The 25,551-nt window shown below is 72.2% G+C and carries 25 protein-coding genes and 1 tRNA gene; 11 read left to right on the top strand and 15 right to left on the bottom strand.

The genetic code is table 11. From position 1 onward, the window contains the following. Positions 1–2 precede the first annotated feature (2 nt). From rho to argS, 7 genes are all read right to left on the bottom strand, one after another. Positions 3–2,336 carry a transcription termination factor Rho gene (gene rho / locus HQQ78_RS03085; RefSeq protein ID WP_173151000.1) on the bottom strand — a complete coding sequence of 778 codons (2,334 nt, stop codon included), beginning with the start codon at positions 2,334–2,336 and terminating at the stop codon, positions 3–5. A gap of 290 nt (positions 2,337–2,626) precedes the next feature. After that, positions 2,627–3,580 (bottom strand): homoserine kinase, encoded by a 954-nt coding sequence (thrB, locus tag HQQ78_RS03090; protein WP_056045917.1) that lies wholly within the window; start codon positions 3,578–3,580, stop codon positions 2,627–2,629. Next, positions 3,577–4,659, bottom strand: coding sequence for a threonine synthase (thrC, locus tag HQQ78_RS03095; RefSeq protein WP_056045920.1), 1,083 nt, complete (start codon positions 4,657–4,659; stop codon positions 3,577–3,579). The genes thrB and thrC overlap by 4 nt, the downstream gene beginning before the upstream one ends. Next, entirely contained in the window at positions 4,659–5,990 is a 1,332-nt protein-coding gene (locus HQQ78_RS03100) for a homoserine dehydrogenase (protein ID WP_056045923.1), read from the bottom strand. Before HQQ78_RS03100 ends, thrC begins: the two co-directional genes overlap by 1 nt. Before the next feature lie 69 nt (positions 5,991–6,059). Then, the gene (lysA, locus tag HQQ78_RS03105) at positions 6,060–7,490 is read right to left on the bottom strand and encodes a diaminopimelate decarboxylase (RefSeq protein ID WP_216844146.1); all 1,431 of its coding nucleotides are present in this window, start codon (positions 7,488–7,490) and stop codon (positions 6,060–6,062) included. 67 nt (positions 7,491–7,557) lie between these two features. After that, positions 7,558–8,337, bottom strand: a complete 780-nt coding sequence (locus HQQ78_RS03110; protein WP_173151001.1) for a DUF2993 domain-containing protein — start codon at positions 8,335–8,337, stop codon at positions 7,558–7,560. 83 nt (positions 8,338–8,420) lie between these two features. Continuing rightward, the gene (argS, locus tag HQQ78_RS03115) at positions 8,421–10,082 is read right to left on the bottom strand and encodes an arginine--tRNA ligase (RefSeq protein WP_173151002.1); all 1,662 of its coding nucleotides are present in this window, start codon (positions 10,080–10,082) and stop codon (positions 8,421–8,423) included. A 64-nt stretch (positions 10,083–10,146) separates the two neighbouring features. Between argS and HQQ78_RS03120 the strand changes: the two genes are divergently transcribed. After that, positions 10,147–10,773, top strand: coding sequence for a hypothetical protein (locus HQQ78_RS03120; protein ID WP_173151003.1), 627 nt, complete (start codon positions 10,147–10,149; stop codon positions 10,771–10,773). Positions 10,774–10,812: 39 nt separating this feature from the next. On the opposite strand, the gene HQQ78_RS03125 is transcribed toward HQQ78_RS03120, so the two are convergent. Both HQQ78_RS03125 and HQQ78_RS03130 read right to left on the bottom strand, forming a co-directional pair. Continuing rightward, positions 10,813–11,640, bottom strand: a complete 828-nt coding sequence (locus HQQ78_RS03125) for a gamma-glutamyl-gamma-aminobutyrate hydrolase family protein (protein WP_254065003.1) — start codon at positions 11,638–11,640, stop codon at positions 10,813–10,815. A gap of 101 nt (positions 11,641–11,741) precedes the next feature. Further along, complete coding sequence (locus HQQ78_RS03130) at positions 11,742–12,461, bottom strand: pyridoxal 5'-phosphate synthase (protein WP_056045936.1); 720 nt, start codon at positions 12,459–12,461, stop codon at positions 11,742–11,744. 77 nt (positions 12,462–12,538) lie between these two features. Here HQQ78_RS03130 and HQQ78_RS03135 point away from each other — a divergent pair. Further along, positions 12,539–12,613 (top strand) — tRNA-Arg (locus HQQ78_RS03135). 67 nt (positions 12,614–12,680) lie between these two features. Here HQQ78_RS03135 and HQQ78_RS03140 read toward each other — a convergent pair. The 3 genes from HQQ78_RS03140 to HQQ78_RS03150 all read right to left on the bottom strand — a co-directional run bounded on the left by HQQ78_RS03140 (position 12,681) and on the right by HQQ78_RS03150 (position 14,618). Then, entirely contained in the window at positions 12,681–13,265 is a 585-nt protein-coding gene (locus HQQ78_RS03140) for a recombinase family protein (protein ID WP_173151004.1), read from the bottom strand. Positions 13,266–13,370: 105 nt separating this feature from the next. Next, positions 13,371–13,586 (bottom strand): hypothetical protein, encoded by a 216-nt coding sequence (locus HQQ78_RS03145; RefSeq protein WP_148053617.1) that lies wholly within the window; start codon positions 13,584–13,586, stop codon positions 13,371–13,373. A gap of 141 nt (positions 13,587–13,727) precedes the next feature. Next, positions 13,728–14,618, bottom strand: coding sequence for a DMT family transporter (locus HQQ78_RS03150; protein ID WP_056045943.1), 891 nt, complete (start codon positions 14,616–14,618; stop codon positions 13,728–13,730). Between the two features lie 50 nt (positions 14,619–14,668). Between HQQ78_RS03150 and HQQ78_RS03155 the strand changes: the two genes are divergently transcribed. The 6 genes from HQQ78_RS03155 (at position 14,669) to HQQ78_RS03180 (ending at position 20,842) form a co-directional block, all read left to right on the top strand. Then, positions 14,669–15,076, top strand: coding sequence for a hypothetical protein (locus HQQ78_RS03155; RefSeq protein WP_043596924.1), 408 nt, complete (start codon positions 14,669–14,671; stop codon positions 15,074–15,076). A 106-nt stretch (positions 15,077–15,182) separates the two neighbouring features. Next, positions 15,183–17,192, top strand: a complete 2,010-nt coding sequence (locus HQQ78_RS15590; RefSeq protein ID WP_216844147.1) for a TPM domain-containing protein — start codon at positions 15,183–15,185, stop codon at positions 17,190–17,192. Positions 17,193–17,309: 117 nt separating this feature from the next. Further along, positions 17,310–18,032, top strand: a complete 723-nt coding sequence (locus HQQ78_RS03165) for a PspA/IM30 family protein (RefSeq protein WP_056045949.1) — start codon at positions 17,310–17,312, stop codon at positions 18,030–18,032. Positions 18,033–18,061: 29 nt separating this feature from the next. Then, the gene (locus HQQ78_RS03170) at positions 18,062–19,168 is read left to right on the top strand and encodes a DUF418 domain-containing protein (protein ID WP_056045952.1); all 1,107 of its coding nucleotides are present in this window, start codon (positions 18,062–18,064) and stop codon (positions 19,166–19,168) included. Positions 19,169–19,181: 13 nt separating this feature from the next. After that, positions 19,182–20,009, top strand: a complete 828-nt coding sequence (locus HQQ78_RS03175; RefSeq protein ID WP_371740325.1) for an arginase family protein — start codon at positions 19,182–19,184, stop codon at positions 20,007–20,009. Beyond that, positions 20,006–20,842, top strand: a complete 837-nt coding sequence (locus tag HQQ78_RS03180) for a crotonase/enoyl-CoA hydratase family protein (RefSeq protein ID WP_173151005.1) — start codon at positions 20,006–20,008, stop codon at positions 20,840–20,842. Before HQQ78_RS03175 ends, HQQ78_RS03180 begins: the two co-directional genes overlap by 4 nt. 81 nt (positions 20,843–20,923) lie before the next feature. Here HQQ78_RS03180 and HQQ78_RS03185 read toward each other — a convergent pair whose 3' ends face one another. Further along, positions 20,924–21,094, bottom strand: a complete 171-nt coding sequence (locus tag HQQ78_RS03185) for a CsbD family protein (protein ID WP_043595102.1) — start codon at positions 21,092–21,094, stop codon at positions 20,924–20,926. A gap of 193 nt (positions 21,095–21,287) precedes the next feature. On the opposite strand from HQQ78_RS03185, the gene HQQ78_RS03190 reads away from it, so the two are divergent. From HQQ78_RS03190 to HQQ78_RS03200, 3 genes are read left to right on the top strand one after another with little or no spacing between them, the layout of a single operon-like run. Beyond that, the gene (locus HQQ78_RS03190) at positions 21,288–22,688 is read left to right on the top strand and encodes an NAD(P)/FAD-dependent oxidoreductase (protein WP_173151006.1); all 1,401 of its coding nucleotides are present in this window, start codon (positions 21,288–21,290) and stop codon (positions 22,686–22,688) included. Beyond that, positions 22,685–23,041, top strand: coding sequence for a Fe-S oxidoreductase (locus HQQ78_RS03195; RefSeq protein WP_371740326.1), 357 nt, complete (start codon positions 22,685–22,687; stop codon positions 23,039–23,041). The genes HQQ78_RS03190 and HQQ78_RS03195 overlap by 4 nt, the downstream gene beginning before the upstream one ends. Continuing rightward, on the top strand, positions 23,038–23,859 hold the full coding sequence (locus HQQ78_RS03200) for an SDR family NAD(P)-dependent oxidoreductase (RefSeq protein WP_173151007.1): 822 nt from the start codon (positions 23,038–23,040) through the stop codon (positions 23,857–23,859). Before HQQ78_RS03195 ends, HQQ78_RS03200 begins: the two co-directional genes overlap by 4 nt. Before the next feature lie 73 nt (positions 23,860–23,932). On the opposite strand, the gene HQQ78_RS03205 is transcribed toward HQQ78_RS03200, so the two are convergent. Together HQQ78_RS03205 and HQQ78_RS03210 are read right to left on the bottom strand one after the other, a co-directional pair. After that, positions 23,933–24,889, bottom strand: a complete 957-nt coding sequence (locus tag HQQ78_RS03205; RefSeq protein ID WP_056045971.1) for a siderophore-interacting protein — start codon at positions 24,887–24,889, stop codon at positions 23,933–23,935. 12 nt (positions 24,890–24,901) lie between these two features. Continuing rightward, positions 24,902–25,330, bottom strand: coding sequence for an SIP domain-containing protein (locus HQQ78_RS03210; RefSeq protein ID WP_173151008.1), 429 nt, complete (start codon positions 25,328–25,330; stop codon positions 24,902–24,904). Between the last annotated feature and the right edge of the window lie 221 nt (positions 25,331–25,551).

A 25,551-nucleotide genomic window follows, 5' to 3' on the forward strand; every position in this document is an offset into this window, starting at 1 on the left:
GCTCAGTGCTCCTTGTGGCCGGAGTCGTGTCCGTTCGACGCGGGGACCGACTTCTGGACCTGGACGAGGAACTCGACGTTCGACTGCGTCTCGCGCAGGTTGCGCAGGACGATCTCGAGGGCCTGCTGCTGGTCGAGCCCGGCCAGGGCGCGGCGCAGACGCCAGGTGATCTTGACCTCGTCGGGGCTGAGCAGCATCTCTTCACGTCGCGTGCCCGAGGCGTTGACGTCGACCGCGGGGAAGATGCGCTTGTCGGCCAGGTGGCGCGACAGGCGGAGCTCCATGTTGCCGGTGCCCTTGAACTCCTCGAAGATGACCTCGTCCATCTTCGAACCGGTCTCGACGAGCGCGGTCGCGAGGATGGTGAGCGAGCCACCGTTCTCGATGTTGCGCGCGGCACCGAAGAAGCGCTTGGGCGGGTACAGGGCCGACGAGTCGACGCCACCCGAGAGGATGCGGCCCGACGCGGGTGCGGCCAGGTTGTACGCACGGCCGAGACGCGTGATCGAGTCGAGCAGCACGACGACGTCGTGGCCCAGCTCGACGAGGCGCTTGGCGCGCTCGATGGCCAGCTCGGCGACGGTGGTGTGGTCCTCCGCCGGACGGTCGAACGTCGAGGCGATGACCTCGCCCTTGACCGTCCGCTGCATGTCGGTGACCTCTTCGGGGCGCTCGTCGACGAGCACGACCATGAGGTGGACCTCGGGGTTGTTGATCGCGATGGCGTTGGCGATCGACTGCAGCACGAGCGTCTTGCCCGCCTTCGGCGGCGAGACGATCAGACCACGCTGCCCCTTGCCGATCGGCGACACGAGGTCGATGATCCGGGTCGAGAGCTTCTGGGGCTCGGTCTCGAGACGGAGGCGCTCCTGCGGGTAGAGCGGGGTCAGCTTGCTGAACTCGACGCGCTTGGCGGCCTCGTCGACGGGCTGACCGTTGATCGAGTCGATCCTGACGATTGCGTTGTACTTCTGGCGCCCCTGGCCCTGGTCGCCCTCGCGGGGCTGACGGATGGCGCCGACGACCGCGTCGCCCTTGCGCAGGTGGTACTTCTTGACCTGACCGAGCGAGACGTAGACGTCGCTGGCACCGGGCAGGTAGCCCGTGGTGCGCACGAAGGCGTAGTTCTCGAGCACGTCGAGGATGCCCGCGACGGGGATGAGGACGTCGTCCTCGCCGATCTCGGGCTCGACGTCGTCGTTCTGCGCCCCACGACCGCGCTTGCGGTCCCTCTGACGACCACGGCCGTGTCGGCCGCCCTCGTCGTTCTGACCGCCGGACTGGGGGCCGTTGCCGGACTGCTCGCCGCGGGCGGCGTCGTTCTTCTCGCCGGCTTCGCGCTGGGCCTGCTGCTCGGCCCTCTGGTCCGCGCGCTGCTGGTCGCCGCGCTGCTGGCCGTTCTGGGGGGCATCGGCCTTCTGGCCACCGTTCTGCGGAGCGTCGGCCTTCTGGCCACCGTTCTGCTGGTTGCCGTTCTGCTGGCCACCGTTCTGGTCGGCCTGGGTCTGCTGCTGACCGCCCTTGCCGCGGTTGCGGTTGCGGCTCCGGCGGCCCCCACCCTGCTGGCCACCGTTCTGCTGGTCGCCGCCCTGCTGGTCGGACTGGCCCTGCTGGTCGGACTGGCCTTGCTGGTCGGACTGGCCCTGGTCGGACTGGCCCTGCGCTTCGGAACCGGCCCCGTCGGAGGGCGCGGACGGGGAGGTCTCGAGGGAAGCCGAGCCGTCGGCGGCCGGGGACTCGACCGACGCACCGGGCTGCGCCGCGTCGGCGGCGACGGACGCGTCGGAGGCGCGGCGCGAGCCGCGACGACGCGACGGGCGCTCGGAGGCGGCCTTCTCGGTCGGAGCCTGCTCGGTCGAACCCTGCTCGGCGTCGGCGACCTCGACGGCCACGGCCTCGGTGGCGGGCACCTCGACGAGAGGAGTGACACCGGTCTCGCCGGCGTTGACGTGGGCGCCGGCGGCCCGGGACTCGGGAGCCCCGGCGGCCGACGTGGCGCGGCGCGAGCCCCGGCGGGCACGGGTCGGTGCCTCGGTCGGCTCGGTGGGCTCGGTGCCCGTCTCGACGACGGGGGCCTCGGCACCCTCGGCGACGGCGGTCTCGACGGAGGCCTGGACACCGGCGTCGACGACTCCGTCGAGCGTCGGCTGGGGCGCGACCTCGGCGGCCGCCCCCTCGCCCTGCTTCGCCGCGATGGCGGCCACGAGGTCGCCCTTGCGCAGCTTGGAGATGCCGCTGATGCCCAGCGACGAGGCGAGGGCCTGCAGCTGGGGCAGGCGCATGGCGGTGAGTTCGGGCGTGGACGGCGCAGCGGCGCCGTTCTGTACGTCAGTCACGAGTGATGGGTTCCTTTCGCTCCCCCGCGTTGATCGGCGGGGCAGAGCTGGTCACACCTCGTGGACTCTCACCTGCACTGAACGGGTTCGCCCCGAGGGGGCGACCCTGTGCCGGCTCTGCCCTGAACGAGCAGCTGCCCGGGATGAGCAGGAGGCCTGGGAGGTGCGGTGCGCGCCGACCAGATCGGCAGACGAACACTGCTAGATGTGCACTACGGGATGTGCGACCCGGGGACTCGAAGACTTGTGACCCCACGCGGTAATCCCCGCGAAGAACTGCGGGGACGATGCTAGATGCCCAGGAAATCTGAGTTTTCTACCGGGTGCGGCACCACTGTAGCACCTTTGAGATCGACGGCCAGCATCAACGGACGCCACGCCGAGACGGCGTGTTCGCGCACCAGTTCGGCGGCGAACAAGCGCTGTGCCGGGTCGCTGCCGAGGACCAGGAGGGAGGGGCCGGCCCCCGACACGACGGCCGCGAGACCGGCGTCGCGCAGCATGCGGATGAGGGCGTCGGTCTCGGGCATGGCACTGGCGCGATAGCTCTGGTGCAGGCGGTCCTCGGTCGCCGCGAGCAACAACTCTGGACTCTGCACGAGGGCCGCCACCAGCAGAGCGGACCGCGACACGTTGAACGTGGCGTCCTCGTGCGGAACGGAGGCGGGCTGCAGGCTCCGCGCCAGCTTCGTCGAGAGCGTCGATTCGGGCACGAACACGACGGGCGACACGCCTCGGTGCACGAGCAGTCGCTTGTGGGACGGACCGTGCGAGTTCATCCAGGCGATCGTGAGGCCGCCGAACAGCGCGGGTGCCACGTTGTCGGGGTGACCCTCCATCTCGGTCGCCAGGGCGAGCAGAGCCGCGGAGTCGAGTTCGACCGTGCCCTCGAGCAGTCCCTTGGCGGCCATGATGCCCGAGACGATCGCGGCTGCGGACGACCCGAGTCCCCGGCCGTGCGGGATCGCGTTGCGGGCCCGGAGCCGCAGCCCCGGCAGAGGGACGTCGACCGACGCGAAGGCCGCGGCGACGGCCTGGACGACGAGGTTCGAGCCGTCGGTGGGCACCTGACCGGCCCCGACGCCCGTGACCTCGACCGAGACCCCGGGCTCACGGGTCGCCGTGACCTCGAGCTCGTCGTAGAGCGACAGCGCGAGCCCCAGCGTGTCGAAGCCGGGACCGAGGTTGGCCGAGGTCGCGGGGACCTTGACCAGCACCGAACGCCCGACGACCCCGGGGGTCATGCAGAGGCCGGCGCGAGACCGAGCACCTCGGCCACCCGGGCCGTGTCGCTCGCGACCACGGTCGGTTGCACGTCGCTGCCGTCGGCGCGCCGCAGGGCCCATTGGGGGTCCTTCAGTCCGTGGCCCGTGACGGTGAGCACGACGGTGGCCCCGGCGGGGATGACCCCGGCGTCCGCCCGCTCGAGCAGACCCGCCACGCTGATGGCCGACGCGGGCTCGACGAAGATGCCGACCTCGGCCGAGAGGATCTTCTGCGCGGCGAGGATCGCTTCGTCGGTGATGGCCCCGAACCAGCCGTCGGTCAGGTCGCGCGCCTCGAGGGCGAGCTGCCACGAGGCGGGGTTGCCGATGCGGATCGCGCTGGCGATGGTCTCGGGAGCCTTGACCACCTCACCGGCGACGATCGGCGCCGAGCCGGCGGCCTGGAACCCGAACATGCGCGGCAGCTTGGTGGCGCGGCCGATCTCGAGGTCTTCACGGTAGCCGCGCGTGTAGGCCGTGTAGTTGCCGGCGTTGCCGACCGGGATGAAGTGGAAGTCGGGGGCGTCGCCGAGCACGTCGACGACCTCGAACGCCCCGGTCTTCTGGCCCTCGATGCGGTCGTTGTTGACCGAGTTGACGAGGTGCACCGGGTAGTTGGCGGCGAGGTCGCGTGCGATGTCGAGGCAGTCGTCGAAGTTGCCCTGGATCTGCAGCAGCTGACCGTCGTGCGCGACGGCCTGGCTCAGCTTGCCCATGGCGATCTTACCCTCGGGGACGAGCACGGCGGCCGTGATGCCGGCGTGGGCGGCGTAGGCGGCGGCCGAGGCGGACGTGTTGCCGGTCGACGCACAGATGACGGCCTTGGCTCCGTGCTCGACGGCCTTCGAGATCGCCATCGTCATGCCGCGGTCCTTGAAGGAACCGGTCGGGTTCATGCCCTCGTACTTGACGTAGACCTTCGCGCCCGTGCGGTTCGACAGGGCCGGAGCCGGGATGAGCGGCGTTCCGCCCTCGCCGAGGGTGACGATCGGGGTGGCGTCGGTGACGTCGAGACGGTCGGCGTATTCGCGCAGGACACCCTGCCACTGGTGGGCCATCAGGCTCCTTCGACTCTCAGCACGCTCGTGACGGAGTTCACGACCGTGGCGTTCTTCAGGGCGGTCACCGTGGCGGCGAGGTCGGACTCGCGCGCCCGGTGGGTGCCGATGATCAGCGTAGCGGTGGCCACGGCGTCGCCCTCGCCCGTGACGCCCGGCGTCGCGCCCGACGTCTGTTCGACGTTGTGGACGCTCACGCCGTGGTCGCTGAGCACCCCGGCGACCTCGGCGAGGACCCCCGGCTGGTCCGCCACGTCGAGCGTGATCTGGTACCGCGTGGACACGCGACCGATCGGCAGGACGGGCAGGTTCGCGTGGGTGGACTCGGCGACGCCGGGACCGCCGATGACGTGGCGTCGGGCGGCCGAGACGAGGTCGCCCAGCACGGCGGACGCCGTCTCGACTCCCCCGGCGCCGGCGCCGTAGAACATGAGGTCTCCGGCCGACTCGGCCTCGACGAAGACGGCGTTCTTCGCACCGTGCACGGCCGCGAGCGGGTGGCTCAGCGGGACGAGCGCCGGGTAGACGCGTGCGCTGACGCCCTCGACGCCGTCGTCGTCGACCAGGCGCTCGCAGATCGCCAGGATCTTCACGACGTACCCGGCCTTGCGAGCCGCGACCACCTGGTCGTGCGTGACGGACGTGATGCCTTCGCGGTGCACGGCGGAGAGGGGCACGGCCGTGTGGAAGGCGAGGCCGGCCAGGATGGCCGCCTTCTGCGCCGCGTCGTAGCCCTCGATGTCGGCCGTGGGGTCCGCCTCGGCGTAGCCCAGGGCCGTGGCCGTCGCCAGGGCGTCCTCGAGGCTCGAGCCGTCGGTGTCCATGCGGTCGAGGATGAAGTTCGTCGTGCCGTTGACGATGCCCATGATGCGTTGGACGCGGTCGCCGGCGAGGCTGTCGCGCAACGGGCGGATGATCGGGATGGCACCGGCCACGGCGGCCTCGTAGTACACCTGCGCGCCCACCTGCTCGGCGGCGTCGAACAGCTCGGGACCGTGGCTCGCGAGCAGGGCCTTGTTGCCCGTGATGACGTCGGCCCCCGAGTTGAGCGCCTGCAGCACGTAGCTGCGGGCCGGCTCGAGTCCGCCGATCAACTCGACGACGATGTCGGCGCCGACGATCAGCGACTCGACGTCGGTCGTGAACAGCTCGCGCGGCAGGTCGACGTCGCGCGGCGCGTCGACGTCGCGCACCCCGATGCCGACCAGCTCGAGCCCGGCACCTGCGCGCCCGGCGAAGTCGTCGCCCTGCTCGAGCAGCAACCGCGCCACCTGCGACCCCACGGAGCCGGCGCCCAGCAGGGCGACCCTCACGTTGCGGTATTCGATCATGTCAGTCCGTTCTCGGGTGCTTCGTCGGCGGGGTGCGGTGCTCGCACGAGGTGAGGAGGCGCGGATCGCTCAGTCGAGGCCGGCGTCGCGGGCCAGCAGGTCGGCTTCGCTCTCGCCCCGCACGATCACGCGTGCCCGGCCGTCGCGCACGGCCACGACGGGCGGACGCCCGACGTGGTTGTAGTTGCTGGCGAGGCTGTGGCAGTAGGCCCCGGTGGCGGGCACCGCGAGCAGGTCGCCGGGGACGACGTCGCCGGGGAGGTAGTCGGCGAGCACGACGACGTCGCCGCTCTCGCAGTGCTTTCCGGCGACCCGCACGAGGGCGGGCGGGGCCGAGGAGGTGCGGTTCGCGATGCGCACGGAGTAGTCCGCCGCGTAGAGGGCCGTCCTCGCGTTGTCGCTCATCCCGCCGTCGACGCTGACGTAGCGGCGCACCGCGTTGCCCTCGTCGATCGCGACCGAGACGTCCTTGATCGTGCCGACCTCGTAGAGCGTCGTGCCGGCCGGGCCGACGATGACGCGTCCGGGCTCGACCGCGAGGAGCGGCACGTCGACGCCGAGGCGGAGGCATTCCGCCTGGACGATGTCGGCCAGGGCGACGGCGAGGTCGTCGAGGGGACGGGCGTCGTCGGCGCTCGTGTACGCGATGCCGAAGCCCCCGCCGAGGTTGAGCTCGGGCACCGGGCCGGACGCCAGCAGGTCGGCGTGCACGGCGAGCAGGCGGCGGGCGGCCTCCGCGAAGCCGTCCGAGCCGAAGATCTGCGAGCCGATGTGCGAGTGCAGGCCGACGAACTCGAGCGACGGCTGCCGGCGGATCGAGTCGACGATGTCGGCGGTCTCGGAGAGCGGGACGCCGAACTTCTGGTCTTCGCGGGCGGTGGCGAGGTACTCGTGCGTGGAGGCGTGGACCCCCGAGTTGACCCGCAGACGCACCCGCTGGACGCGTCCGTGCCGTTCGGCCGCCGCGGCGACCCGTCCGACCTCGGCGGCGTTGTCGAGCACGACGGTGCCGATGCCGGCCTCGACCGTGCGGTCGATCTCGGCGAGCGACTTGTTGTTGCCGTGGAACCCCATGCGGGCGGGGTCGACCCCGGCGGCCCGGGCCACGGCGAACTCGCCGCCGGTGCAGACGTCGACGGCCATGCCCGCCTCGGCCACCCAGCGGGCGACCTCGGCGGAGAGGAACGCCTTGGCGGCGTAGTAGACCGTCGCCGTCGTGCCGATGCGGGCCGCCTCGCGCTCGAACGAGCGGACGGCCTCGACCGCGCGGGCACGGGCGTCGTCCTCGTCGAGGACGTACAGCGGCGTGCCGTACGACGCCACGAGGTCGGAGACGGTGACGCCGCCGAGCACGAGTTCGCCGTCGGAGGACCGCTGGGCCGTGGCCGACCAGACGGCCGGGTCGAGGGCGTCGGCATCGGTCGGCTCGTGGAGCCAGGCGGGGGCCAGGGGGTTCGGGGACACGCGGACCTCGGGGGTTCGAAGGACGGGGAACGACATCAGAGCCTACCGACCGCCGAGGTGCGTGACGGCCAGGGTCGGGGCGACCTCGTCGCCACACCGGAGGTCAGGAGCAGGACCCCTTGGTGCCGATGCCGCTCGACGAGATCGGCAGGCCCGGCGACGTGACGTCGAGGGTCGCCGCCGACGGCGTGACGTCCACGGCGGTGAGGGTGGTGCCCTGGGGCAGGTACTGCGCGGCGCACACGTCGAAGGCGTAGCCGCCGATGAAGGGGGCGAGGTCGAGCGACACCGACGTGTCCCGCAGCGACGCCGTGGTCGGGGTGAGCGAGATGACCCGGCCCTCGCTCGTGATCGAGGGGGTCGCGACGACGTCCACGGGGACGACCGTGTTCACGATCGGGATGGTGAAGTCGCGGGCGTAGGTGACCTGTCCGTCGCCGAAGGAGATCGCTCCGCCGCTCTCCTGCACGGCCGCGAGCCCGTTGACGGTCGCCGCGTCGGCGGTGACCGTGCCGGTGATGGCCCCGGTCGATCCGCTCAGGTCGGTCGGCACGTCGCGGACGTCGAAGTCGAACGACAGGCCATCCGAGGACCCGGCGGACGAGATGGTGGCCTGCTCGATGGTGCCCTGCACCAGCTGCCAGAGCATCGAGAATCCGCCGATCTGCACGTCGACGGGACCGGCCGCGTCGCCGAGTTGCTGCGAGATCTGCTTCACGGCCTGGTCCTCGGCGACCGTCCGCACGACGAGGTCGGCGACCACGGCCAGGATCCCCAGCACGACCACGATCCCGAGCAGGACGAAGACGAAGATGCCGAAGCCCCGGCCACGGCGACGGGCGACGGGCTTGGCCTCGAAGAAGTCGGAGTCGATGTCGCTCATCGGGCCATCTTGTCAGCCGGGTGGCGAGGGACGCTCACGCCGCGCCTCCTGCGGTCGAGAGCGAGGAGGCGCGGCGCGCGCGGTCACATGCGGTCGGGTGCCGAGACGCCCAGCAGTCCGAGCCCGTTGCGGATGACCTGACCCGCCGCGTCGTTGAGCCACAGGCGGGTGCGGTGCAGGTCGGTGACCTCGTCGTCGCCGAGCGGCGTGACGCGGCACGTGTCGTACCAGCGGTGGTAGGTGCCGGCGAGTTCTTCGACGTAGCGGGCGACGCGGTGCGGCTCGCGCAACTCGGCGGCCTGGACGACGACGCGGGGCAGCTCGGACAGGGCGCCGAGCAGGGCGCTCTCGGTCTCGTGCGTGAGCAGCGACGCGTCGAACGCGTCCCGCGTCACGCCGGCGGCCTCGGCGTTGCGCGCGACCGCACGGGTGCGCGCGTGGGCGTACTGGACGTAGAAGACGGGGTTGTCGTTGCTGCGCTTCGTGAGCAGGTCGAGGTCGATGTCGATCGAGCTGTTCACCGGGCTGCGGACCAGCGAGTACCTGCCGGCGTCGACGCCGACGGCGTCCACGAGGTCCTCCATCGTGACGACGGTGCCCGCACGCTTGGACATGCGCATCGGCTCGCCGTCGCGCAGCAGGTTGACCATCTGGCCGATGAGGATCTCGAGGTTGACGCCCGGCTCGTCGCCGAACGCCGCGCACATCGCCATCATGCGACCGACGTAGCCGTGGTGGTCGGCGCCGAGCATGATGAGGTTGCGTTCGAAGCCACGTTCGCGCTTGTCGAGGTAGTACGCCAGGTCGCCGGCGATGTAGGCGGCCTCGCCGTCGCTCTTGACGATGACGCGGTCGCGGTCGTCACCGAAGTCGGTGGTGCGCAGCCAGGTGGCGCCCTCGGACTCGTAGACGTGCCCGAGCTCGCGGAGCCGGGCGATGGCGCGCTCGACGGCCTGGGATTCGTGCAGCTCGTTCTCGTGGAAGTACACGTCGAAGTCGACGCCGAAGTCGTGCAGCGACGACTTGATGTCGGCGAACATGAAGTCGACGCCGGCGGCGCGGAAGACCTCTTGCGCCTCGTCACGCGGCAGGGCGGCGGCGTCCACGCCGGTCGAGGCCACGACGCGCTCGACGATGTCGCCGATGTACTGCCCGCCGTAGCCGTCGTCGGGGGTGGGTTCGCCGAGCGCGCTGGCCAGGAGGCTGCGGGCGAAACGGTCGATCTGCCCGCCGTGGTCGTTGAAGTAGTACTCGCGGGTGACGAGCGCGCCCTGCGCCTGGAACACGCGGGCGAGGCTGTCGCCGACCGCTGCCCAGCGCACGCCGCCGAGGTGGATCGGGCCGGTGGGGTTCGCCGAGACGAACTCGAGGTCGATGGTGACGCCCCGGTAGTAGTCGCCGCGACCGTAGGACTCGCCCTGCTCGACGATCGAGCGCGCGAGGAGGCCCGCGGCCGCGGCGTCGAGGCGGATGTTGATGAACCCGGGGCCCGCGACGTCGACGTCGGCGACCCCGTCGACCTCGGCCAGGTCGGCCGCGATGTCGGTGGCGAGCTCACGGGGGTTCGTGCCGACGCGCTTGGCGAACTTCATGGCCACGTTCGACGCCCAGTCGCCGTGCTCGCGGTTCTTCGGACGCTCGAGCGCCACGTCGCCCTCGGTCACCGCCACGTCGACGGTGCCTCGGCGTTCGAGGACGCCCTGGACGACGGCGAGCAGGGACGTGGAGAGTTCGGCGGGAGTCACGAGGGTCGATCTTACCGGGAGGCACGGAGACGACGGCGAGCCCGCCGTCGGTGATGATGGAGGGATGAGCCCCGCCTCGACCCGCTCCCCCGTCGTCCTGCGCACCCTCGTCGTGACGGGTGCCCTCGCCCTGACGCTGACCGCCTGCACGGCACCGTCGCAGGCCGCGCCGAGCGCGACCCCGACCTCGGGCGAGGAGTCGCCCTCCACCCCCGTCGCCACGCCGACGGCGGCGGCCACGCCCGAGCTCGTGAGCACGCCGTTCGACGTCGACTGCGGCGAGCTGCTCGATCCCGGCTCGCTCGCGGCCTGGTACCCGGGGATGACGGCCGTCGCCGACGACGAGGCGAGCGGCGACGCGAGCCGCGACGGCGAGGCCCTGCAGCAGGTCGCCGACGCGGACGGCACGACGTGCACGTGGCAGGACTCCAGCGGCTCCACCGTCACGGTCGGTGTCGCGCACTTCGACGCGGACAGCCTCGACGAGCTGGCCAACGATCTCGTCGCGACCAGCAACTCGGTGCCGACCTTCGGCGTCGAGGGCTACTTCGACACCCCCGGTGAGATCGGCACGGCCGAGGCGTTCTCGTCGCCGGCGTTCGTCGTCGCCCGTTCGACGACCTTCCTCGAGCCCGGCGACGCGGAGCCGGTCGTGTCGGCCGTGCTGTCGGCGCTGAAGCAGGTCGACTGAGACCGAGGGCGGGAGGCGCGCTCGGGTGAGGGGCGCGGCCTAGGCGACCAGCGCCTCCTGGTCCGTTCGCGAGGCGACGGACGCGGCGAGGCGCCCCGCCTCGACGGAGGCGCCCAAGGACGCCAACAGTGCCTCGAGCTGGCCGACCGGGGCTCCTCTGTCTTCGGGGTGCCACTGCACGCCGACGACCGGGGCCGAGTCGTGCTCGACGGCCTCGACGGTGCCGTCGGAGGCGCGGCCGACGACGCGCAGGCCCTGGCCCAGGCGGCCGACGGCCTGGTGGTGCGCGCTCTGGACGACGGGCTCGGTGCCGAGGGCCCGGGCGAGGCGACTACCGGGCTCGAGCCCGACGGCGTGCGGGTGCATGAGCTGGTCGACCGGCGCGTCGGGGGTGCGGTGCACCCCGTCGTGGTCGTCCAGGTGTTGCACGAGGTCTCCGCCGAGGGCGACGTTGATCACCTGGTGGCCGCGGCAGATACCCAGCAGCGGAGTGCGGCGGGCGACGGCGCGGCGCACGACGGCGAGCTGGGCCTCGTCGGCAACGGGGTCGTGGCGACCCTCCCCCGGGTAGCCGGTCGCGCCTCCGTAGAGACGGGGAGAGAGGTCCTCGCCACCGAGGACGACGATCGCGTCGGCGTCGGTGGTCACGCGCAGCAGCTCGTCGGTGCCGAGGTCGCCCGCGGCGAAGCGCGTCGCCTGCCAGCCCGCGGCCTCGGCGGTCGCGCGGACACGGGAGTTCATGTCGTCGACGTAGGCGTGGTACTCGGGGGCGTGCGGCCGGTGCCGGGTGACCTCGACCACGGCGAGACGCATCGAGGCGACGGCGGGGTCGCTCGGGCGGGTCGACGGGGCGGCGTACGAGGTCATGGCTCCATGCTGCCGTCGCGACGGGCGCCCTGCCAGGTGCGTGTCGTCGCGTTACGCCGCTGCGGCGGCAGCGGTCGCGCCGCCGGCTCCCTCAGGGGTGGTCAGGGCCACAAGGAGGCGCGGGTCCAGCCGTCGCCGTCGCGGTCGTACCGCAGGCGCACCTGGTCGCGGCCCGTGGTGGCCTGCCAGAACTCGATCGAGGTGGGGTCGACCCGCCAGGCCGTCCAGTCGTCGGGGACGAAGGTGTCGTCGGACTCGATCGTGGCCTTGGCCTCGGCGAGGCGACGCCGCGTCTCGGCCTCGTCGGTGATCGGGCTGCTCTGCGGCTGCGTCATCGCGACGGCGCGCGAGTCGGGGTGGCGAGCGGTGAAGTCCTTCTCGCTGACGTCGCGCGGACCGGGCGTCGCCCGGCCGAGCACGCGGACCTGGCGGCCCTGCTCGCGCCAGTACAGGGTGAGCGCCACCCGGGGGTTCTCGGCGATCTGCCGTCCCTTCGGGCTGATCGACGAGGTCGCGAACCAGAGGGCACCGTCGTCGACGTCCTTGAGGAGCAGGGTGCGGGCCGTGACGTCGCCGTCGGACGACGAGGTCGAGATCACCATGGCGTGCGGCTGGGCGACGTCCTGGTCGACGGCCTCGACGAGCCACGCGACGAACTGGTCGACCGCGTCGTCGGCCACGTCGTCGACGTCGAAGGTGGGCAACTCGGGGTGGAAGACCTTGGCGGAGCGGAGACGCTCACGCAGCGTCGGACCCTCGGGGTCGGTGCGGTCGGAACGGGTGCCGGAGTCGGCTCGGTCGGTGCGGGTGTCGTCGGTCACTCCCCCACGATGCACCTCCTGCGGCGGGGCCGTCCCAGGCCGGACCGATTCGCTGCTAACCTGGACGACGTTCCCGGGCCCCCATAGCTCAGGGGATAGAGCACTGCCCTCCGGAGGCAGGGGCGGCAGTTCGAATCTGCCTGGGGGCACCACTTCTTCTCTCGAAGCCCCTCTCGATGCGACGGCCTTCCGGTGCCGCGGTCGAACGGAGCCGGCAGGTCAGTCGGACTGCTGGCGGCGGGCGCGGACGGCGTCGTCGCGGTCGAGCTCGCGACGCAGGACGCGTTCGGGGACGGCGACGTGCTCGGCGGCCTCGCGCATGCTCGCTCCCCCGGCCCGCAACTGACGGGCCGCGTCGAGGCGGCGTCTCGAGACGGGGGGCTTCGGGGTCTGCGCCACCCGCGCCTCCTGCCGTTTGCGGGTCTCGGCACGGTGCAGCTCACCGCCGACCTGCTCGTCGAAGCGGGCCAGGGCTGCGGTGACGCGGAAGAAGAAGCGGCCGTAGGCGTTGAGCTCGTCGATCTGCTCGTCGATGGAGCGGAAGGCGACGCCCAGGGCGTCGAGGGTCGCCATCACCCCCACCAGCTCGGCCACCGAGCGGCCGATCCGGTCGACGTTCGTCACGACGAAGACGTCGCCTTCCCGCAGGCTGCCGATCGCCTTGGCGAACTCGGGGCGGGACTGCCTGGTGCCGGTGGCGTGGTCCACGAAGACCCGTTCGCACCCGCCCGCCCGCAGGCGTTCCGCCTGACGATCGGACGACGGGTCGTCTCGCGAGATGCGGGCGTACCCGACGACGGTCACGGTGGGCCTTCCGGCGAGGCGAGGGTGGACAGAGAGGTGAGGCCCCGCCGACGGCGAGGCCTCGAGGACGTCCGCCCGGAGGCGCGCGTCAGTGGTGGGTCGAACTCAACTGTAGGTGAGCGCGATCACCGCGACGTCGAGCGTGCGATACGAACCCTCACGCCGGACGGCGGTGCGGACGCGCCCCCGCAACACCTCGAACAACCCGTCGGACTCGTGCACGAACCCGATCACCCCGGCGGTCGGCGTCGACACGCGGTGGAATCCGTCACCCAGGGGGACGACCTCCGCTCGGGACGTGCGCTCCAAGACAGCACCCATGATGTCTCCTTCTTCGTTCTCCGGCCCTCGTACCGGGCCGTCATCGCAGCGTACCCCGCATGTGGGGTACAAGTCCCCGTGGAGTTGTCAGACTGGTCCTCTGACTCGTTCCTCGGACAGGCGCGAGGCCTCGCCGTCCGATCAGGCCGGCGGAGCCTCGGGCAGGGCCCCACGACGCCGTCGGCGACCGGCCGCGATCGTGACCCCGACGCTCGCCGCCGTGACGCAGGCGAGGGCGACGACCTCGCGCACCCCGAGCGCCTCGCCGAGCACGACGAGGCCTGCCAGGGCTGCCACCGCCGGCCCCAGGCTCGACAGGACGCCGAACACGCGCGTCGGCAGCCGCCGCAGCGCCACCGACTCGAGCGCGTACGGGATCGCGGAGGTCAGGGCGGCCACCACGAGGAACACCAGCAGGAGGCGCGGGTCGGCCCGGACGGCCACCGTCGCGTCGTGCGCCCCGAACGGGACGACCACGAGGGCGGCGACCAGCATCGCGGTCGCGAGGGCTCCCATCGGGTCACGGCCTCGACCCAGGGCGGCGTTCGCGAGGATGTAGCAGGCCCAGAACGCCCCCGCGCCGAGGGCGAGCAGCACGCCGACGACGGGGATCGCCCCGGTCGAGTCGGAGCCGAGCAGCACGACCCCGGCGAGGGCGAGCAGGGCCCAGGCCGCGTCCCACCAGCGTCTCGTCTGCACGAGTGCCACGACCAGCGGACCGAGGAACTCGAGGGTGACCGCGACCCCGAGCGGCACGACGTCGATCGCGAGGTAGATGAGCGAGTTCATCCCGGCGAGGGCGAGGCCCAGCAGGACCACGCCCAGCCACGTTCGGCGGGGCCATCGCCAGGGGCGCGGTCGGAAGACGAGCACCAGGAGCGTCGCACCGAAGGCGAGGCGCAGGCTGGCGGCGCCCAGCGGTCCCAGTGCCTCGAAATGCGTCTTGGCGAGGGCGGCCCCGAACTGCACCGAGACGATCGCCGCGACGGCGAGCAGGGGCGACGGCACACGGCCGAGGGGGCTGGGGTTCACGGGGCTCCGGGTTCGTCACGGGGTGCGCGGCGGCACAGTACGATCGTGGCATGAGCGACGCCTTCTCCGTCATCTCGCCGGTGGTGGAGCTCTTCGGCTGGTTCGGGTTCATCGTCGGCACGCCCTTCCTCCTGGCCGGGTGGGTGCTCCGGCGCCGCGCGACCCGCCTCGAGAGCACCGTCGGCGTGGTCATCCCGCCGCCCGACTGGGCCCGTGCCGCCACCGCCCGATGGATGGACGTCGACGGGCAGCTGCACGAGACGCAGTTCGGCGACGTCCCGGTGACGACGCCGCTCGAGACCGAGCTCACCGTGCACTACGACCCCGACCGACCCCACCGGGCCCGCGTCCACCCCCCGCACGACGACGGACGGGCTCCCCGCACCGTGGGGGTCGTGCTCTACGCCGTCGGGGCGGTCTGCGCCGTCGCGTCGGTGGGCCTGCTCTTCGTCTCCTGACCCGTCTGGCGGCCGGTTCGACGTCGCCTCCTGCGCGCGCACGGCACCCCGGGCGGTCTGACGGGGGCCGTCGATAGACTCCCCCGCAACGAGCGAGGGGAGCGTCGTGAGCACGAGATCCACGACCGGCCGACGACCGACGAGACGAACGGTGGCCGCCGTCGCCGCGGCGGTCCTGGCCGTGGTCGGCACGATCGCCTTCGGTGCGGTCCCGGCCCAGGCCGTCGAACCGGTCGAGTTCTCGGGCGCCTACGTGGTCGACCAGGCCGACGTGCTGTCGAGCGCGGACGAGGCCGAGGTGACCGACGCACTCGACCGGCTCGCGACCGACACCGGCGTCAACCTCTTCGTCGTCTACGTCGACTCCTTCTCCTCGCCTTCCGACCGCACGGCCTGGGGTGAGGCGACGGCGTCCCTGAACCAACTGGGTGCGAACGACGTGCTGCTCTCGGTGGCGGTCGACGACCAGTTCTACGACCTCTCGGCCGACACGTCCGTGATCTCGGAATCGGACCGGCAGGCGCTGCAGACCGACGTCGTCGTGCCCGAGCTGCGTGACGGCGATTGGGCCGGTGCCGCCGTCGCCCTGGCCGACGGCATCCGCAGCGACGAGGCCGGGCCCGACCTCAGCTGGGTGCTCTGGGCGCTGCTCGTGCTGGTCCTCGTCGCGGCGGCCGTCGCCGTCGTCGTCGTGGTCCGCCGGGCACGACGTCGACGCAGCGAGTCCGACGCGCAGGAGGCCCGCCAGGACGAACTCGACAAGCGTGCCGCACGGGTGCTGGTCGCCCTCGACGACGAGTTGACCGCGGGCGCTCACGAGGTGGGTTTCGCGGCGGCACAGTTCGGCGACGACGCGGCGCGACCGTTCGCCGAGGCACTCGACGCGGCCCGGGTGCACGCCCGCGAGGCCTTCGCCCTGCAGCAGAAGTTGGACGACGCCGTCCCCGACTCCCCCGAACAACGCCTCGAGTGGACCACCCGCATCATCGAGTTGTGCGAGGCGGCCGACGCGTCGCTCGCCGAGCAGTCCGCCGCGTTCGACGAGCTGCGTGAGGCCGAGGGGCGGGCACCGAGCGACGTGGCGGCACTCCCCGGCGAGATCGCGACCCGACGAGCCCGGCTCGCCTCGGCCCGCACCCTCATCGGCGAGCTGACCACGATCTACTCGGCGCGGGCGGTCGCGTCGATCGACCAGAACGACGACCAGGCCGACCGTCTGCTCGAGTTCGCCGACGAGAGGGCCGGTACGGCGGCGACCGCGCTGGCGTCGTCCTCCACGTCGGAGGCCGTCATCGCCGTCCGAGAGGCCCGTCAGGCCCTGGCGCAGGTCGACCAGCTGCTCAGCGCGGTCGACGGGGCCGCCGAGTCGCTGCGGACGGCGGGCAACACCATCTCGGCCATGACCCTCGACCTGCGGCAGGACATCGCGACGGCCGAGGGGCTGCCCGACGGTTCGGCCCCGCAGGGCGTCGACGTCGCCGGCTCCGTCTCGGCTGCACGGGCCTCCGTCGCGCTGGCCGAGACGACGACCGACGACCCGCTCGCCGTCGTCGCCTCGCTCGGTGCTGCCAACGACCGCATCGACCAGGTGCTGGCGGCCGTGCGCGAAGACTCCGAGAAGCAGCGCCGGGCCCAGTCGGCCCTCGACCAGGCGCTGCTGACCGCGCGGAGTCAGATCAGCGCCACCCGCGACTTCATCGAGACCCGTCGCGGCGGCATCGGCCCGCAGCCGCGCACCCGGTTGTCCGAGGCCGAACGTCACCTGGCCACCGCGGTGTCGCTCGCGACGTCCGACCGCGACGCCGCCCTGTTCGAGGCCCACCAGGCCGTCCAGTTGTCGCAGGCCGCAGCCGCCGGTGCCGAGGCCGAGGTCTCGTCCTACCAGCAGGCGAGCCCGTTCGGCGGCGGAGTCGGCACGCGGGGGTCGGCCGGGGCCGATCTCGGCGGCATCGTCACCGGCATGCTGCTCGGTGGACTCTTCAGCGGGGGTGGCGGCGGCTTCGGCGGTGGCGGCGGAGGCTTCGGCGGGGGTGGCGGCGGCTTCGGTGGGGGCGGTGGCTTCGGCGGCGGGGGTGGCGGCGGAGGCGGCCGCAGCTCGGGCGGCGGCCGGTTCTAGGGCCCGCCCGTCACGGTCCACGCCCCGTTCCGCCCCATCCCCCCACCACCCCGAGACAGCAGCACGACCGACAAGACGAGCACCACTCCACGGCACCACCTCTCGAAAGGACGCACCATGGCAAAGCAGTCGATCTTCGGACGCATCGCGCAACTGACCCGCGCGAACATCAACAGCCTGCTCGACCAGGCCGAGGACCCCAGCAAGATGCTGGACCAGATGGTCCGCGACTACACCAACAGCATCGCCGAGGCCGAGGAAGCCGTCGCGACCACCATCGGCAACCTGCGCCTCCTCGAGCAGGACCACGCCGAGGACGTCGCCGCCGCCGCGGACTGGGAGCGCAAGGCCCTCGCGGCGAGCAACAAGGCCGACGAGCTGCGCTCGTCGGGCAACACGGTCGACGCCGACAAGTTCGACGCCCTCGCTCGCGTGGCCCTCGGCAAGCAACTGCAGAGCGAGAAGGAGGCGAAGACGGCAGAGCCGCAGATCGCCTCCCAGACGGACGTCGTCGACAAGCTCAAGACGGGGCTGGGCGGCATGCGGTCCAAGCTCGACCAGCTCGCCGCCAAGCGCGACGAACTGAACGCGCGCTCGAAGACCGTCGAGGCCCAGACCAAGGTCGCCGACGCCGTCCAGAGCATCGACATCCTCGACCCGACGAGCGAGATCAGCCGCTTCGAGGACAAGGTCCGCCGCGAGGAGGCCAAGATGCTCGGTCGTCAAGAGCTCGCGGCCTCGAGCCTCGACGCCCAGTTCGAAGGCCTCGACGACCTCGGGGAGCAGACCGAGGTCGACGCCCGCCTCGCCGCCCTCAAGCTCGGCGCGCTCGACAAGTGAGCCAGCCGCCGCCCGTCACGCCTGCGCCGGTGGACGTCCCGCCGGTGCAGGCGCGCCGGGCGGCACCCCGCCTGATGGGCGTCGACGTCGCCCGCGGCCTCGCCGTGCTCGGCATGTTCGCCGCCCACATGTGGCCTCGGCCGCTGCTCGACGAGCGCGTCTTCGACGGGCGGTCGGCGATCCTCTTCGCGACCCTCGCCGGCGTCTCGCTCGGTCTGATGTCGGGAGGCGCCCGGCCGACGCCCCGTGGCGGTCGAGGGCGGGTCGTCGGCGGGATCGCCATCCGGGCGGGCCTGCTCGTCGTGCTGGGCCTCGCGTTGCAGGCCTGGAACCCGTACCTCCTGGTGATCCTGCCCTACTACGGCGTGATGTTCGTCCTGGCACTGGGTCTGCTCTTCGCCCCCCGGGCCGTACTGTTGGCGGCCGCCGCCCTGCTCGCCGTCGTGGCCCCGTGGCTGGCCTCGTCCGTCCCCGTCGACGCCTACGGCGACACCGCGGTGTCCGGCGCCGCCGGCCTGGCGACCCAGGCCCTGCTCGTCGGCGCCTACCCGGCGCTGGTCTGGACGCCCTTCCTGCTCGTCGGTCTCGTCGCGGCTCGTTCCGACCTGATCCGCACCCGGACCCAGGTCACGCTGATCGTCGCCGGGACGTCGGCCGCGATCGTGGGGTACGCGGCGCGCTTCCTGCCCGGCGCCTCCTCGATCCCCTGGTTCGACCCGGCCGACCACGAAGGCATGCCTGCCGAGATCGTCGGCTCGGGCGGCGTCGCCGCCGCCGTGCTCGGACTGCTCCTGCTCGCCACCACCCCGCGTCGTCCCCTGACGCCCGAGGGTCGGGGACGAGGAGGCGCGGCTGCGGTCGTCCGCACCGTCCTCCGACCCCTCGCGGCCACGGGCGCGCAACCGCTCACCGTCTACACGGCCCACGTGCTGATCACCGCGCCGCTGTTCACCGTGTACCGGCTGTCCGACCCGACGGCCGCCTACGGTCTGCCCCTGGGCCACCTGGTCGTCGCCGTCGTCCTCACGCTCGTCTACGCCACCCTCTGGCAACGGTACGTCGGGCGCGGGCCGTTGGAGCGCGCCGTCGGGGCGCTGAGTCGTCCCTGGGCCTGGAGCACGGGCCCCCGCCCGTGACAGACTGACGAGCGTGAGGTTCGTCGTGGTTCCACAGTGGCAGGGTTCTCCGTCGTCGCGCGCCATGCGGCTCGCCGAGGGTGCGTACGCCATCCTGGGAGACCTGCCGTCGACGGCCACCACCCTGGTCGAGGTCCCGGTGGGTGCGGGCGACTCGCTCGGCACGCGGGTGCACCGGCTCTCGTCGGTGCTGACGATCGCCGAGTCGGTCGGACGCGAGCTGCGGACCGACGACTCCCCCGCGATCGTGGTGGGCGGCGACTGCGGCGTCGAGTTCGCGGCGGTCCGCCACGCGGTCACCCCCCGCACCGCCGTGGTCTGGTTCGACGCGCACCCCGACCTCCACAGCCCGCGCAGCAGCGAGAGCGGTGCCTTCAGCGGCATGGTCCTGCGGGCCCTGATCGGTGACGCCACCGAGGACCTCCCGACCATCGGCCCCGGCCCGACGCCCGAGCCGCTCGACCCCGCCCGGGTCGTGCTCGCCGGGGCTCGCAGCTACGACGATGCGGAAGACCGCTACATCGAGAGCCGCCACGTCCCCACGGTGTCGTCGCTGGACTTCGACCCGGCCGAGGTGGTCGCCGCCGTCGAGGCGTCCGGCGCCACCGAGGTGTACCTCCACGTCGACCTCGACGTGCTGGACCCGGGGGTGATCGAAGGCCTGCTCGACCCGCAGCCGTTCGGTCTCGAGCTCGGGGTGTTGATCGAGACGATCACGGCCCTGAAGGAGCGCTTCTCCCTGGTCGGCGCGGGCCTGTGCTCGTTCGCGCCGGTCGACGCCGCGGCCGCCTCCGACGACATGGGCCCGATCCTGCGCATCCTCGGAGCCCTGTCCCGATGAGCGCGGGCCCCCCGAGCGCCGCCCCGGCCGACCCCGCCGCCTCCGCCGCCGACCGTCAGCGCGTCACGGTGGAGCGGGACGGCCACGTGCTGCTGATCGGCCTCGACCGGCCCGAGAAGCGCAACGCGGCCGACCTGCGGATGCTGCGCGAACTGGCCCTGGCCTACGGCGAACTCGACCGCGACCCCGACCTGCGGGTGGGGCTGCTCTTCGCCCACGGCGACCACTTCACCGCCGGACTCGACCTCGGCGACGTCGTGCCCGCGGTCACCGCGGAGGGCCTCGACGTGGTCCCCGAGGGCGGCCTCGATCCGTGGCAGGTCCACGGTCGCCAGGTGGGCAAGCCCGTGGTCATGGCCGTGCAGGGCACCTGCCTGACGCTCGGGGTCGAGCTCGCCCTGGCGAGCGACGTCGTGGTGGCGAGCCGGGACGCCCGCTTCGGTCAGATCGAGGTGAGCCGCGCCATCCTCCCCTTCGGTGGCGCGACGATCCGCCTCCCCCGCCGCGTCGGTTGGGGCGACGCCATGCGGTACCTGCTGACCGGCGACCTCCTCGACGCCGAGGAGGCGCGGCGCATCGGACTCGTGCAGGACCTGGTGGACGTCGGGTCGGCATTCGACCACGCCCTCGACCTCGCCCGTCGCATCGCCACCCAGGCACCCCTGGCCGTGCAGGCCACCCTGGCGAACGCCCGGCTCGCGGTCCGTGAGGGCGACGCCGCGGCCGAGGCCCGCCTGCAGCCCGAGCTCGTGCGGCTGCTCGCCTCGGACGACGCCCGGATCGGGTTCGAGGCCTTCGTCTCGCGGACCGCCGCCGAGTTCACGGGACGCTGACCGCGCCTCCTCGGTCGTGGGCACATGAAAGAGCCCGCCCACCCCGAGGGGTGGACGGGCCCGAGAACGAGGCGGATCGGCCTACTTGAAGACGTCCTTGACGTCTTCGCCGACCTTCTTGGCGGAGGCACCGGCCTGGTCCTTCTGACCTTCGGCCTTCAGCTCGTCGTCGCCCTTGCGGTCGCCGAGAGCTTCTTTCGCCTTGCCGGCGATGTCCTGAGCGGCGTTCTTGATCTTGTCGTCGAGTCCCATGTGTGCCTCCTCGTAGGTTGACGCGCTCCCCCGCAACGATCGCGGTGGTGCGCTGATGTGAGGGACGCTACCCGTGCCTCCCGGATCTCGCCCGTGCCGTTCAGGAAAGACCCAGCAGGGTTTCACGAAACGGCCACGCCCGCCCGGGGACCCGCCTGAGAACGCCGGGCCCCGGGCGACTAGCGTCGGGGCCATGACGACTTATGACCTCATCGTGATCGGAGCCGGCGCTGTCGGCGAGAACGTGGCCGACTACGCCACCCGAAACGGGCTCAAGGTGGGGCTCGTGGAAGCCGAGCTCGTCGGGGGCGAGTGTTCGTACTGGGCCTGCATGCCGTCGAAGGCGCTGCTCCGCTCGAGCGCGGTCGTCCGTGCGGCGAAGTCGCTCGACGGGGCCAAGCAGGCCGTGACCGGTGACGTCGACGTCGCCGCCGTGCTGCGTCGCCGCGACTCGTTCACCAGCAACTGGGACGACTCGGGCCAGGCCGACTGGGTCGAGGGTGCCGGCATCGACCTGATCCGCGGGCACGCCACCATCACCGGCGTCAAGGAGGTGACGGTGAACGGCGAGGTGCACCACGCGACGTACGCCGTCGCCGCGGTGACCGGTTCGTCGGCGCTCCTGCCCGACATCCCCGGCCTCGCCGAGGCGAAGCCCTGGACCAGCCGTGAGGCCACGAGCGTCGAGTCGATGCCGCAGAGCGTCGTCATCGTCGGCGGTGGCGTCGTCGCCGCCGAGATGGCCACGGCGTACCAGCAGCTCGGCTCGACCGTCACCCTGATCGCCCGCAGTGGTCTGCTGGGTGGCCAGGAGCCCTTCGCCGGCGAACTCGTGGCCGACTCGCTGAGGGGTCTCGGCGTCGACGTGCGCCTCGGGGCCTCGCCCTCGACCGTGCTGCGCACCGAGCACGACACGGTCGAGGTCACCCTCGACGACGACTCCACGGTCGTCGCCGACGAGATCGTCGTCGCGACCGGCCGTGTTCCCCGCACCTCCGACCTCGGCCTCGAGAACGTCGGGCTCACCCCGGGCGACTGGCTCGACGTCGACGACACCATGCTCGTCAAGGGCACCGACTGGCTCTACGGCGTCGGCGACGTCAACCACCGCGCCCTGCTCACCCACCAGGGCAAGTACCAGGCCCGCGCCGCCGGCGAGGTCATCGCCGCCCGCGCCTTCGGAAAGCCCGTGCACGCCGAGCCGTGGGGTGCACACGTCGCGACCGCCGACGACGCAGCAGTGCCGCAGGTCACCTTCACCGACCCCGAGGTCGCGAGCGTCGGCCTCACGGCCGACGCCGCCGGCAAGCGAGGCATCGACGTCAAGGTCGTGGACTACGACCTCGCCGCGGTCGCCGGTTCGGCGATCCACTCGGACGAGTACAAGGGCCAGGCGCGGCTGGTCGTCGACGAGTCCCGCGGCGTGATCGTGGGCGCGACCTTCGTCGGCCCGGACGTCAGCGACCTGCTGCACGCCGCCACGATCGCCGTCGTCGCCGAGGTGCCGATCGACCGGCTGTGGCACGCCGTCCCGTCGTACCCGACGGTGAGCGAAGTCTGGCTGCGCCTGCTCGACGCCTACGGCCGTCCGTGAAGAACCCCCTGCTCGACTCCCCGATCTCGAGACTCGGCTGCGCCTGGGCGACGGCCGTCGGTCTCGCGGTCGGGGTGCCGCTCAGCGTGGGGCGGGTGCGCGTCGTCGGTGACCTGATCGTGTGCAGCGGCCTGCCCCGCTGGGCGTTCAAGCGGGGAGGCACCTGTGTCGGTCGGGTCTACCTGACCCGGGACAACGACGGGCCGCACGTCCTCGAACACGAGGCCGTGCACGTCCGTCAGTGGCAGAGGTACGGCATGCTGATGCCCGTACTGTACTTCCTGGCCGGCAGCGACCCGCTGTCGAACAGATTCGAGATCGAGGCCGGCCTCGAGAAGGGCGGATATCGATGACCCGCACCGTGATCATCACCGGGGCGAGCAGCGGCATCGGCCGCGAGGCCGCCCGCGAGCTCGCGAAGGGCGGCGCCGAGATCGGCGTCGTCGGACGCAACCCGGAACGCACCCAGGCGGTCGCCGACGAGGTGGGCGGGACGGCCTTCCTGGTCGACTACGACCGGCTCGACGACGTCCGGTCGTTGGCCGACCGGTTGCTGGAGCGCTATCCCCGCATCGACGCCCTCGCCAACAACGCCGGAGGTCTCGTCAGCGAACGAGGCCTCACCGCGGACGGGTTCGAGTGCACCCTCCAGTCGAACCACCTCGCACCGTTCCTCCTGACCAGGCTCCTCCTGCCCCGCCTCGTCGAGAGCGGTGGCCGGGTCGTGTCGACGGCCAGCGCGGCCAACCTGCTCGGGCACGTCCGACTCGACGACCTCAACTGGTCGAAGCGTCGATGGGCCGGGGGCTGGCGTCAGTACGGCACGACCAAGATCGAGACCGTCCTGTTCATCCGTGAACTGGCGAAGCGCACGGGCCTCGACGCGTTCTCGTTCCACCCGGGCATCGTGATGACCGGCTTCGGCTCGGATTCACGCTCGATGCGGGTCGCGAACGTCCTGACCAACGGCAACTACGGCATCTCGGCGTCGGCCGGCGCCGTGCCGTTGATCCAGCTCGCCGGGCCCACGACGATCTCGGTCGAGAGCGGCACCTACTTCGACCAGCTGTCGCCGCACGGTCGCCTGCACCGCCAGGCCACCGATCCCCTGCTCGCCGAGGCCCTCTGGGAGCGCACCTCCGAACTCGTCGGTGTGCCCGCCGAGGTCTAGGCGCGACCGGGGCACGAGACGAAGGAGGCGCGACCCACGTGGTCGCGCCTCCTTCGTCGTCGAGGGCCTCGCCTCAGGACTCGGACTTGCCAACCCGCCAGTAGCCCATGAAGGCGACCTGGCGCCGGTCGATGCCGACCTCGCTGACGAGGAAGCGTCGGAGCGTCTTGATCGCCCCCGCCTCGCCGGCGAACCAGGCGTACAGGTCGGAGCTGACGGCGGTGCCGCGCGGATCGTCGCCCTGCGGGACGTCCCAGAGGATGTCGTGCTCGATGTCGACCTCGCTCACCTCGACGCCGTGGTGCCAGGCGGTCACGTAGCGGGCGGTCCAGCGGCGGACGGCGACCACCAGGGCCTCGCCGTGACCGGACGTGGCGTCTCGCCTCGGCAGCCAGTGGACGTCGACCCCGGGAGGCGCGACGAGGTCGAGCTCGTCGGCCGCGGTCGGGATCTCGATGAAGACGCACCCCCGGGCGTCGACCGGCAGGGCCTCGACGATGGAGCAGATGGCCGGGGCCGCCGTCTCGTCGCCGGCCAGCAGCACGGTGCGCGCGTCACCCGGTGACCACTCGACGCCGCTGCCGGTGACGCCGCTCGTCGCGTCGGGCCCGATGAGCATGAGCTCGTCACCGACGCGCGCGCGCCCGGCCCAGGCCGAGGCGGGGCCGGTGTCGCCGTGGCAGACGAAGTCGACGTCGACCTCGCGCCTCTCGGGGCGGGCGGCCCGGGCCGTGTAGGTGCGGAAGGCGTTCTGCTGCTCGGGCGGCAGGGCGCGCCACGAGGCGTACCAGTCGTCGGTCGGGAACGTGTCGTAGCCGGTGGCCTCGAGGGGCAGGACGACCTTGATGCGCTGGTCGAGGCCGTCGACGCCGAAGTCGCCCAGGTCGTCACCGGTGAACGTGATGCGCACGAACGACGGAGCGAGGCGACGCACGGCCGCGACCCGGACGCGGTAGGGGCGGTGGGCCGGCTTCGCCGGTCGCTCGACGGTGGCGGCGGACGTGGACGTGCCCGGGGACGTGATCGTCATCGAGGGAGCCGGTCAGGCCGCGGCGGGGGTGGCGACGTGGAAGAGCTGGTGCAGGTCGTGCCGCAGGTCGTAGGCGAACGAGGGCGGGCCGCCGATCCAGACGACGTGGTCACCCGTCGCGACGGTCTCGGGTTCGACGTACATCTCGCCGAGCCACGCACGGACCGCCCGCTCGAGGGCCTGGCCGGGGGCGCAGGCGGTGCCGGTGCCGGGCACGCCCGAGCGGCGGTCCCGCGCGAGCCAGGTGACCGTGACGCGACCCGGCGAGGCGAGCGGCACGACGTCGGCAGCGCTCTCGACCTCGACGAACACCTGGCCCCTCGCGCAGATCGGCAGGACCGAGAGCATCTCTCGCAGGACGGGGATCGAGGTCGCGTCGGCGGCGAACAGGACGCGCAGGGCGTCGTGCGGCAGGGGCGGGTTCTGGTCTACGAGGAGCATGACCCCTTCAATATAGGTAAGGCTTGCCTCATCCGCCACACGGGTCTCTCGATTGACAGCGACCTTGCTGCCGTGATGGTAAGTTCTGACGGGTTCGGGCGTCCGTCAGCGACGCCCGGCGCAAGGGGCCGTGCCGTGTCCGACAGCAACACGGTGACGGATCGCGTGGACCGGTTCAGCAGCGACCGGGACTCCCCCGCCGAACGACCGAGGGGCTCTCC

The organism is Frigoribacterium sp. VKM Ac-2859 (genome assembly GCF_013204925.1).
In the GTDB taxonomy this organism is placed as follows: domain Bacteria; phylum Actinomycetota; class Actinomycetes; order Actinomycetales; family Microbacteriaceae; genus Frigoribacterium.